This window comes from Pseudoalteromonas shioyasakiensis, assembly GCF_024518675.1.
Lineage (GTDB): Bacteria > Pseudomonadota > Gammaproteobacteria > Enterobacterales > Alteromonadaceae > Pseudoalteromonas > Pseudoalteromonas shioyasakiensis_B.
This window is the reverse complement of sequence record NZ_JANIGL010000001.1, coordinates 789,137-801,226: the sequence shown is the minus strand read 5'-3', so window position 1 is coordinate 801,226 and position 12,090 is coordinate 789,137. Positions and strand designations below refer to the sequence as shown.

At 41.9% G+C, this 12,090-nt stretch carries 6 protein-coding genes; 5 read left to right on the top strand and 1 reads right to left on the bottom strand.

Annotated elements, in window-relative coordinates:
- Positions 1–17 precede the first annotated feature (17 nt).
- Positions 18–1,643 (bottom strand): alpha-glucosidase family protein, encoded by a 1,626-nt coding sequence (locus NQT69_RS03475; protein ID WP_256826313.1) that lies wholly within the window; start codon positions 1,641–1,643, stop codon positions 18–20.
- Positions 1,644–2,345: 702 nt separating this feature from the next.
- Between NQT69_RS03475 and NQT69_RS03470 the strand changes: the two genes are divergently transcribed.
- The 5 genes from NQT69_RS03470 to NQT69_RS03450 all read left to right on the top strand — a co-directional run bounded on the left by NQT69_RS03470 (position 2,346) and on the right by NQT69_RS03450 (position 12,064).
- The gene (locus tag NQT69_RS03470) at positions 2,346–5,132 is read left to right on the top strand and encodes a TonB-dependent receptor (RefSeq protein ID WP_256826312.1); all 2,787 of its coding nucleotides are present in this window, start codon (positions 2,346–2,348) and stop codon (positions 5,130–5,132) included.
- A 92-nt stretch (positions 5,133–5,224) separates the two neighbouring features.
- On the top strand, positions 5,225–6,721 hold the full coding sequence (locus NQT69_RS03465) for a tryptophan halogenase family protein (protein WP_256826311.1): 1,497 nt from the start codon (positions 5,225–5,227) through the stop codon (positions 6,719–6,721).
- A 1-nt stretch (position 6,722) separates the two neighbouring features.
- Positions 6,723–8,579, top strand: a complete 1,857-nt coding sequence (locus NQT69_RS03460; protein ID WP_256826310.1) for a glycoside hydrolase family 13 protein — start codon at positions 6,723–6,725, stop codon at positions 8,577–8,579.
- Positions 8,580–8,694: 115 nt separating this feature from the next.
- Positions 8,695–10,587 (top strand): alpha-amylase family protein, encoded by a 1,893-nt coding sequence (locus NQT69_RS03455; protein ID WP_256826309.1) that lies wholly within the window; start codon positions 8,695–8,697, stop codon positions 10,585–10,587.
- Positions 10,577–12,064 carry an MFS transporter gene (locus NQT69_RS03450; protein WP_256826308.1) on the top strand — a complete coding sequence of 496 codons (1,488 nt, stop codon included), beginning with the start codon at positions 10,577–10,579 and terminating at the stop codon, positions 12,062–12,064. The genes NQT69_RS03455 and NQT69_RS03450 overlap by 11 nt, the downstream gene beginning before the upstream one ends.
- The last annotated feature ends 26 nt before the right edge of the window (positions 12,065–12,090 follow it).

Genomic DNA, 12,090 nt, shown 5'->3' with positions numbered 1-12,090 from the left:
TTCAGCTAAGCGCTAAACTAATTCACATCAGCGTAAAAGCAACCAAAACCGGGCAGGGTTAAGTTGTTGCCTGTTACAGAGCCGGTGTGATGCATTAATTCTTGGTGTGATTTAACAATCGATTGCTCAAGTAATAGGGTTTCAGTGTTTGCGGCTAAGTTAAATACACAAAGCATTTTTTTACCTTCAAACTGACGAAAAAACGCAAGTATTGGCTCATCGGTTTGGATAAATTCAATATCGCCTTCAATTAATACGCGCTGTGTTTTACGCCAAGCCATAAACTCACGAAATGCATTTAAAATAGAGTCAGTATTGCTGTCTTGCTCATTAACGGCCTGTTGTTTATGGTTTGCATCAACAGGCAACCAAGGTTTTGCTTGTGAAAACCCAGCTTGCTCGCAGTTATCGTTATGCCAAGGCATGGGGGTACGGCAACCATCACGGCCTTTAAAGTTAGGCCAAAAAGTAATTCCGTATGGGTCTTGTAAGTCTTCAAATGCAACGTTTGCCTCACCCAGTCCAAGCTCTTCACCTTGGTACATGCACACACTGCCGCGTAGTGAAGCTAATAGGGCGCTAAGCATTTTACACTGCGCCGGGTTAACACTGTTATCGCTGCTCCAGCGGCTCGCAACGCGTTCAACGTCATGGTTACTAAAAGCCCAACACGGCCAGCCTTCAGTCATACGCTGCTCTAACGTTTCAACCGTTGTACGAATATATTCGCTGCTGTAGTCATTGGTCAGTAGCTCAAAGCTATACCCCATATGTAGCTTATCACCACCTGATGTGTATTCAGCCATGGTCGCCAGAGAGTCTTCCGAGGAAATTTCACCTAATGACACAGTGCCAGGGTATTTATTTAGCAAAGCACGAATATCTTGCATAAAGCTTATGTTTTCAGGCTGCGTATTATTAAAGTGATGATATTGGAAGGCATAAGGGTTATCTTCACTAAAACCACGGCCTTGGCGTTTTTCAGGTGGCTTTGCAGGGTTGTCACGAAGCTGTGCATCGTGATAGCAAAAGTTAATTGCATCGAGCCTGAAGCCGTCCACGCCTTTTTTCAGCCAAAACTCAACGTTGTCTAGCACCGCTTTACGCACGTTTGGGTTATGGAAATTTAAATCGGGCTGCTCAGTCAAAAAGTTATGTAAATAATACTGGCCACGGCGAGGTTCCCACTGCCAAGCTGGGCCACCAAAAATACTTAACCAATTGTTTGGTTGCGTACCGTCTGGCTTTGAATCTGCCCATACATACCAATCTGCTTTATCGTTGTTTTTATCTTCGCGACTATCTAAGAACCACTGATGTTGATCAGAGGTATGACTTAACACCTGATCAATGATAATTTTTATATCACGCTGGTGGGCTTGCCCAATTAACTCATCAAAGTCATCTAAATCACCAAAGAGTGGGTCAATATCACGATAATCACTAATGTCATAGCCAAAATCTTTCATTGGGGACTTAAAAAATGGTGAGATCCAAATTGCATCAACACCCAGACTTTTAATATAGTCAATTCGAGAGATGATCCCTTTTAAATCACCAATTCCATCGCCATTGGTATCTTGAAAACTGCGCGGGTAAACTTGGTATATAACCGCACCTTTATACCATTGCTGCTGAGCCATGTTTTTCTCCATCGTGACAGTGCTGCTTCACCACTTTGAGTCGTAGTGATTACGTCAATCTTATTTGTGGCTGTTACTTCGCCACGTTATTTTTTAAAAAGCATACGTGAAGGCTCTAACACTGTAAAAAGGCTGCATACGTATGCATGGTAAATAGATTGAGAATAGTACGGCAACCTAGCTGAAATTCAGCCATTTAACATGGTTTTATGACTCGCTTGTGAAACTTACCAATTGCCAATATAGAAAAATTAACATTGTTTATGGCCCACTATGGTGCGATTTTTAAAGGCTTTGCTAGTTATTGGTGCGAAAACACAATGGTCTTACCAATTGGCTTTGATTTTTAGGAGCAATTTATTGGCATTATTTGATTAGTGGGCATGTTGAAAATTAAGTGCTTACAGGCAAATTAGGTAAAATATTCATGCTAACTAGACTAAAATAAATTGATAACCCTGTTGCACTACAATTTATATTTTTTATTCTTATAAAAACAAAGTGTTGCTGATTATTTTGTGATAAATTTGTTAATAAAACTGTTTTTGCACTAACCTGAATACGTATGCATAAAGTTGTTAATAAAATAAAACGAGCGTTAATATTCATCCTGACAACAAAATCAGCTATCGAATAATACCGCTTCTGTCACAAGGGTATTATTACGGTGGTAATACAAAATATGGGTAACGGGAAAACATCATGTCTATGTTCAAACCAAGTATATTAACAATTGCACTTGCAACAGCAGGAATTAGCAGTTTCGCTTCACACGCACAAGAAGAGCAAGCAACAGCGAAGAATGACGTTGAAGTCATCGAAGTTAAAGGCTTTCGTGGTAGCGTCGTAGAGTCAATCAATACGAAGCGTTTTTCATCAGAAGTGGTTGAATCCATTTCTGCAGAAGATATCGGTAAGTTACCAGATTCTTCAATTGCAGAATCAATCGCACGTCTACCAGGTTTAACGGCACAACGTTTAGATGGCCGTGCCAGCCGCGTGAGTGTACGTGGTTTCAGTGAAAACGAAAGTGCGACAACCTTTAATGGCCGTGAGCAAGTATCGATTGGTGATAATCGTGGTGTTGAGTTTGACCTATACCCATCTGAAATTATGAGCGGTGTAACCGTATATAAAACACCAAGTGCTAGCTTAGATGCCGAAGGTATTGCCGGCGTTATTGACATGCAAACTGTTAAGCCGTTAAGTAAAGGTGAGCGTGTGATCATGTTTAATGGTCAATTAGAGCAAACAGGTTTTGATAAACTTAATCCTGATGGCGATGATCAAGGTTTCCGCGGCACTGTTTCATACATTGACCAGTTTGCAGATGATACAATTGGTGTTGCATTTGCTTACAATACCATGAGTTCTCCTAATCAAGAAAAGCGTTGGAACTCATGGGGCTACCCTGAGTTTACTGGTGATGATGATCAAACATATTCAATTTTAGGTGGTGCTAAACCATTTGTGCGTTCATCAACCCTTGAACGTGACTCTGCAATGCTTGTGATTGAAGCCGCACCAACAGATCGCTTAAATATGACATTTGATGCGCTTTATGTTGACTTTAGCGATGAAAAAATTCTACGCGGAATTGAAGTGCCTTTTGCTTGGGGTCAAGGCACAATTGATCCTGCCACAGCCACTGTTGACCCAGATACAGGCTTTATTACCAGTGCAATGACCGAAGGCCAGCGCGTAGTAGTACGTAATGACTACGAAGAGCGTAATGCTGAATTAACTCAATTTGGCTTTAATACTAAATATGATATCAGTGACGATTGGTCTGTTGAATTTGATGTCAGCCGCTCAGAGGTAGAGCGTCAGATTTGGAGTATTGAGAGCTATTCAGGTACTGGTAGAGGTGATGCTAACGGCGTGGCTGATAATATTGGCTATGTATTTGATGGCGGTAATACTGGCGCGCAATTTACTCATGAATTAGATTATAGCGATTATGACTTAATTCAATTAGGCGGCCCTCTATCATGGGGCGCAAGTGCTGCGTTAAATGACAAGTATAGCCTCACAGACACTCCATATGAAAACACAGCGCAAGATGGCTTTATCAACGCGCCTGAAATTAGTGATGAATTATCAACATTAAAACTTGCTGCAAGTAAAATGTTAGAAGGTGAGTATTTTAGTAAAGTAAGTTTCGGTATGTCATACCGTGACCGTGAAAAGTCTAAACTGTCAGAAGGTTATTACATGACATTAAAGGACTTTTCACTTTCAAATCCAGGGATGTTATCAGTTCCTGAGCAATATCGTGAAGGTTCAGCCAGTTTAGACTTTATTGGTATGGGCGACATGATTGCTTATGATGTCAATGGTTTAGTAAACGATGGGTACTATGATTTACTCCAAGAGAGCTTAACTGATCAAAAACACAAAACACAATCTTGGACAGTACAAGAAGAAGTAACAGCCGTATTCGCTCAGCTTGATATTAATGCCGAACTAGGTTCTATTCCGGTTACTGGTAATATTGGTGCGCGTTATGTGCAAACGAAACAGTCATCACAAGGCTCTGCAGCAAATACAGTGGATGGGCTTGTGGTTGTTACGCCAACGGATGTAAGTCACGATTATAATCACTTCTTGCCAAGTATTAACCTATCGTTTGCGATTGATGAAGACCAAACTATTCGTTTTGGTGCAGCTAAAACTATTTCACGCGCTCGCTTAGATGAGATGAATTCATCAGTTAATGCGACATACAATCAGCAGCCAGATGAAAACGGTAACTATTGGAATGTATCGGGTGGTAATCCAAACTTAGAACCAAAAGAAGCAACAGGGTTAGATCTGAGCTACGAAAATTACTTCAACGCTGAAGGTTATTTCGCGGCGGCATTCTTTTACAAAGATATTACCCAGTGGATTTTTGATGGTAGCTACGAAGTAGATATGTCAGGTATTGCTGACCCATCTACAGGTGAGATCCCTGAAAATTCTACAGGTTCAGGCTCGGGTAAAGTGAATGGTGGTGAGGGCGACCTATGGGGTTATGAATTATCACTGGCATTGCCATTTAATATTTTCCATCCGTCACTTGAAGGCTTTGGTATGATTGCCAGCCACACAGGTGTGGAGCAAGACATTACAGACCAAAATGGTAATGAATATGAATTACCAGGCCTATCAGATCAAATTGATAGCTTAACAGTTTATTATGAGCGTAGTGGCTTCCAGGCACGTACCAGTATGCGTAAACGTAGTGACTTTAAAGGTGATGTATATGGTTTAGGTTTTGAAACCACTCAGGTTGATATTAAAGGCGAGACTATTTGGGATGCACAAATTGGTTATGACTTTAGTGAAGGTGGTGTAGAAAGCCTTGACGGTTTAAGTATCACTTTCCAAGTACAGAATATCACTGAAGAACCATTTGTATCTTTACAAGGTGATAGTGACTTACAAGTACGTGATTACCAAGATTATGGTCGTACTTTCTTACTTGGTTTTAGTTACAAGCTATAACATTCTTTAGCGTTGAAAGGCCCTTGTGATTTGTTTTACAAGGGCTTTTTTATATCGACTACACTTAAGTAAAAGCAAGTGGAGCAGGGGCGATGCAAAAACAACAAATAAAAGACGTGGTAATAGCAGGTGGCGGTACTGCTGGGTGGATCACCGCAGCGCTACTTAATAAAGTGCTCGGCAAAGTCGTTAATATTACCCTTGTTGAATCAGATCAAATAGGTACTGTGGGCGTAGGCGAGGCGAGTATTCCGCCGATTCTTCACCTTAATGCGGCATTGGGTATACCAGAAAGCGAGTTTATTAAAGCCACTCAAGCGACCATTAAATTGGGTATTGAGTTTGAAAACTGGCGAGCACCAAATCACAGCTACATGCATGCTTTTGGCGATATAGGTAAAGACTTTCCGTTTTGTGAGTTTTACCATTTTTGGTTAAGAGCAAAGCAGCAAGGCTCAAAAACTGATTTTTGGGATTTCTCTCTCAATTACCAAGCAGCGAAACAGCATAAATTTACGCATTTAAAACAAATACCTAATACTCAACTAACGGGCTTAAATTATGCCTACCACTTTGATGCAACCTTATATGGCGAATTTTTAAAATCGCTCTCAACCTCACGCGGCGTTAAACGTATTGAGGGTAAAATAGCGCACGTTCATCAATGTGAAGAGAGCGGTTTTGTTCGCGCCTTAGAGCTTGATGATGGGCAGTCAATATCAGGTGACCTATTTATTGATTGTACAGGGTTGAATGCCTTGTTGATTGAGCAAACCCTGAATACAGGTTTTGAAGATTGGTCACATTGGCTACTGTGTGACAGCGCACTTGCAGTTCAAACTAAAAGTGCAAATGATCCCGTGCCTTATACTCGCTCTATTGCGCATGATGCAGGTTGGCAGTGGCAGATACCACTTCAGCACCGTATTGGTAATGGCTTAGTGTTTTCAAGCCGCCATATGACGGATGAACAAGCAAAACAACAGTTATTAGATAATCTACCGGGTGAGCCTATCACAGAGCCACGGGTTATTCGTTTTAAAACCGGACGCCGTCGCAAGCAATGGCATAAAAATGTAGTAGCCATAGGTTTATCAAGTGGTTTTTTGGAGCCATTAGAGTCGACCAGTATTCATTTAATCCAAACCGCAGCTATTCGTTTAATTAAGCTTTTTCCGCATAACGGAATTGATGCAAACTTAGTCGATACCTTCAATCAACAAAGCCAAACAGAGCTGGAACGTATACGTGACTTTATTATTTTGCACTACAAATTAACCGAACGCACTGATAGTGCATTCTGGCGCCAATGTAAGCAAATGAGTATTCCTGACACACTACAAAAGAAAATCGATTTATTTACAGTTACAGGCAAAATTATACGTGAAGATGACGAGCTGTTTGCTGAGGTTGCTTGGCAACAAGTTATGATAGGGCAAGGGCTCGAAGCAGACGATTTTCATCCTTTGGCCAATGCCCTTAACGACGAACAACTAGCAGAGCTATTCACAAATTTAAAAACGTTAATTGATGGCACAGTAAATCAATTGCCGACCCACAGTGAATTTTTACACAGGATGAAACAATAAAATGAAAAAGCTCATTCACACACTTTTAGTTGGCACGTTATTGACGGCTTGCTTAGCTTCAACGTTAACAGTTAATGCGATGTCTGTATCACCACAAAATTGGTGGGTAGGTATGCAAAACAGCTCATTTCAAATCATGTTGCATGAAACTGAAGTAGCAAAACAACAGTGGCAACTCGTGCCATACCAAGGCGTTACGCTTAAAAGTATTACCAAGACCGATAATACCAATTACGCATTTATAAATCTTGAGATTAGCCCAAGTGCTAAACCGGGCAAGTTACTTTTTAAAAATCAAGCAGGTGAGCAGTTTGAATACTCACTGTTGGCACGAACTAAACACAGTGCGAACCGTCAAGGCTTTGATAGTAGCGATACCATTTATTTAATTAACCCAGATAGATTTGCTAATGGCGATAGCAGCAACGACACGGTTGCAGAGATGAAAGAAGGCGTTAATCCAAGTGAGCGAGGCGGGCGTCATGGTGGCGATATTCAGGGTATTATCAATGCAGTACCTTACCTAGATGAATTAGGCGTCACACAGCTTTGGTTAACCCCGCCACTTGAAAACAACATGCCGAGCTATTCATATCATGGTTATGCCATTACAGACTTTTACAACATAGACCCACGCATGGGTTCAAATGAGTTGTACCGTGAGCTATCGTCAGTGGCTAAACAGCATGGCATAGGGTTGGTGATGGATTTAGTACTGAACCATTTTGGTTCAGAGCATGTATGGATGAAGGATAAGCCGACTGCTGATTGGGTGAACTTTAACGGTGAGTTTGCTGCCGGTAAAAATGCGACCAGCCATGCAAGACAAACAATTCAAGACCCGCACGCCAGTGAGTTTGATAAGCGACAATTTAGTGATGGCTGGTTTGTCTCGACTATGCCTGACTTAAACCAGCGTCAACCTTTGTTAGCCACTTACTTAATTCAAAATGCGATTTGGTGGATTGAATACGCCGATTTAAGCGGTATTCGTGTTGACACATACTCTTATTCAGATAAAAACTTTTTAGCTGATTGGACTAAAGCCATCATGACGGAGTACCCGAACTTCAATATCGTCGGCGAAGAATGGACCTCAAACCCTGCGATTGCCTCATATTGGCAAGCAGGAAAAGTTAACAGCGATGGCTACACATCAAGCCTGCCCAGTGTGATGGACTTTTCATTGCAAGAGGCATTGATCCAAGCGTTAAATGAAGAGGAAAGCTGGAATACGGGTTGGGTCAAAGTGTATGAGTCACTGGCGAATGACTTTTTATACCCAAACCCAGACAACTTATTAGTGTTTGCTGATAATCACGATATGAGCCGTGTATACACTGAGCTAAATCAAGACTTAGCCAAAACAAAAATGGCCATGACAATGCTACTCACAACCCGTGGTATAGCGCAAATGTACTACGGCACCGAAGTGCTACTTGATAACACCGGCAGTAACGATCATGGAGATATACGCATTGATTTTCCTGGTGGTTTCGCTGGGCAAAAAAGTAACGCATTCACAGGCCAAGGGTTAACGGATGATCAAGTTCAGATGCAGCAAACGATTAAGACACTGCTTAACTTTAGACAAAACAGCCCAGCCATCGCGCAAGGTAAACTTACCCACTTTAGCCCAAAAGAGGGGATTTACAGCTATGCTCGCATTAGCGAACAGCAAAGTATATTGGTGTTTTTAAATAAAAATACCACAGTAAAAAACTGGTCGCTGGATTACATGAACGAGGTGGTAGGCAGCCATAAAAATGCGACCAAGCTATTTACTAAACAGCCAGTCACGTTAACTAAACCGCTTAGTTTACCGGCCATGAGTGCGACTGTATTGGTAATTGAATAATGTGAATACGTATGCAGCGACTGTCAGTCAGCCGCTGTTCACATTAGTATCATAGCTATAATAAAAATGACGGTTCAATTACAGTTAATTAAACCGTTTATCAAGTAAGAAGATTATGACAACAAACAAAACCACAATTCGCTCAATCAAATACAGCTCGTTGTTTATTGCTACCAGTTTGCTTTTAGCAGCATGTTCACAGCCCAGTGACACAAAGGTAGATGAGCAGCAAGCAACTAAACAGCAAGATGAATATTCAAAGCCAGTGGTATACCAAGTGTTTACTCGTCTATTTGGTAATACGCAAACGGCCAATGTGCCATGGGGTACGAAACAGCAAAATGGGGTGGGCACATTTAGTGACTTCAACGACGCAGCACTTGCGGGTATTAAAGAGCTTGGCACCACCCACATTTGGTATACCGGCGTGTTGCACCATGCACTGGTTGGCGATTACAGCCAATATGGTATTAGCCAAGATGACCCTGATGTTGTTAAAGGGCGTGCAGGTTCTCCTTATGCGATAAAAGATTATTACGACGTAAATCCAGACTTAGCGATTAACCCAGAGCGCCGATTAGAAGAGTTTTCAGCACTGATAGAGCGTACACATCAACATGGTATGAAAGTCATTATTGATATTGTGCCGAACCATGTAGCACGGCATTATGAATCGACAGCAAAACCTGCTGGGGTACAGGATTTTGGTGAACAAGATGACACCAGTGTTGAGTATGCTCGCGACAATAACTTTTATTATGTAACAGGGCAGTCGTTTCAAGTGCCAACCAGCGAAGGCTATCAAGTACTCGGTGGCAGTGGCCATCCATTAGCCGATAACCTCTTTGACGAAACACCTGCTAAATGGACCGGCAACGGCGCACGTGCTGCAAAGCCTGACATAAACGATTGGTACGAAACAGTAAAGGTAAATTATGGGGTAAAACCGGATGGCAGTTACGACTTCCCAACGTTACCAAGCGATTATGCCAACAAAGACTTACGTGCACACTTTGAGTTTTGGCAAGATAAAGACTTACCTAACAGCTGGTATAAATTTCGTGATATCGCGCTTTACTGGCTTGATAAAGGCGTAGATGGTTTTCGCTATGATATGGCAGAAATGGTACCAGTAGAATTTTGGAGCTTTTTAAATTCTTCAATAAAAATGCAAAAGCCAGACGCATTCTTGTTAGCCGAGGTGTACAACCCTAATTTATATCGCCCTTATATTTTTCAAGGCAAGATGGATTACCTGTACGACAAAGTCGGCTTTTACGACACGTTAAAAGGGGTTATGCAGGGTAAGCAAACCGCTGATAGCATTTTTGCACCGCAGAACGAGGTTGCTGATATTGAACAGCACATGCTGCATTTTTTAGAAAACCATGACGAACAACGTATCGCCAGCCCTGATTTTGCCGGTGACGCAGCTAAAGGTAAGCCAGCGTTGGTGGTATCAAACCTGATCAGCCGCTCGCCAACACTGCTATATTTTGCTCAAGATGTTGGTGAAGATGGCTCAGAAGATGCGGGCTTTGGTCAACCGACTCGTACCAGTATTTTTGATTACATAGGCGTACCCGCGCACCAAGCGTGGATGAATAACGGCAAGTTTGATGGCGGTGCATTAACTAAAGAGCAAAGCCAATTACGTCAATACTACAAATCAGTGATGGCATTGAGTAAATACCCTGCGATTGTCGCCGGTGACATGCAGCCACTGACTGTGACAGGCAGCGAACAGGTTGCCGCTTTTAGCCGTAGCATAGGTCAACAGCACTTATGGGTGGTTAGTAATTTTGCGCAAGCACAAACAACGGTCAATATTGAGATCCCTACAAGCACACTTGTTGATAAAACTCAGCAAGAAATAAATCTACACGACTTACTTGAAGCGAATCAAACCGCGGTGCTTACCATCACCCCAGAGCAAGCCCAAATAAGCTTAACTTTAAATGCGCTTAGCAGTGCTGTACTGACTACTGGAGCAGACAATGAGAGATAACAAACCAACCTTAAGCTTTTGGCAAATATGGAACATGTGCTTTGGCTTCTTAGGCATTCAATTTGGTTTTGCGCTGCAAAACGGTAACGTTAGCCGTATTTTTCAAACCTTAGGTGCAAATATTGATGACATTCCAATTTTATGGATTGCAGCACCACTAACAGGTTTAATTGTACAACCTATTATTGGTTACTGGAGCGACAAAACATGGTGCAAACTAGGCCGTCGTCGCCCGTTCTTTTTTTATGGCGCAATTTTAACCACGCTCGCGCTGTTTATTATGCCTAATTCACCTACTTTATGGATTGCAGCGGGCATGTTGTGGATTATGGATGCTTCTATCAATGTCACAATGGAACCATTTAGAGCATTAGTGAGCGACAACCTGCCAACAAAGCAACGCGCCACAGGTTACGCCATGCAAAGCTTTTTTATAGGTGTAAGCTCAGTGGTGGCCTCTGCGTTACCTTGGATGATGACAAACTGGTTTGATATTTCTAACACTGCGCCAGTTGGGCAAATTCCTGATTCAGTGAAGTTCTCATTTTACTTTGGTGCTGTAGTGTTAATTGTTGCGGTATTTTGGACCGTGTTTACCACAAAAGAATACTCACCAGAGCAGCTTGAAGCGTTTAATGATCATGTTGAACAAGCAACAACAAGCACTGCCAACAAACCCGTTAATTTCAATAAAGGTGCCATAGTCTTTACGTTACTGGGCTTAGCTATTTTAGTGTTGGTGCTAAGTCTTTCACTTGAGAAAGAACTTTATTTACTGTCCGCTGGCCTCACCTGTTTTGGTGTAATCCAATTTATTGCTGGGCAATTACAACGACAAAACAAAACACAAAATGGCTTTTACCAAGTATTAAATGATGTATTTATCATGCCAGAGGCCATGAAACAGCTTGCTTGGGTGCAGTTCTTTAGTTGGTTTACCTTATTTGCAATGTGGATTTATACCACTTCAGCGGTAACCAGCTTTCATTATGGCAGCAGTGATACCAGCTCCCTTGCTTATAATGATGGCGCTGATTGGGTGGGTATTTTATTTGCAGCCTATAACGGCTTTGCAGCATTGGCTGCGTTATGTATTCCGCTCATCGTAAAGCGTTTAGGCTTAAAGTTAGCACATGCCATCAACCTAGTATTAGGTGCCTTAGGCCTAGCGAGTTTTATTTTTATAAAAGATCCAAGTTTATTGATCTGGCCGATGATCGGCGTGGGCTTTGCGTGGGCGTCTATTTTATCGCTGCCTTATGCCATGTTGAGCTCATCAGTACCGAGTAAAAAAATGGGCGTGTATATGGGAATATTTAACTTTTTTATCGTGATCCCGCAATTACTCGCAGCCAGTGTACTGGGCCTCATTTTACGTCACTTTTTTGAAAACCAACCTATTTACGCATTAGTACTGGGCGCAGTGTCGTGGATACTTGCAGCAGTTGCAGTATTGCGCGTTAAACATACGCAATAGCGACTTGCTTTGCACAGTTAATGACT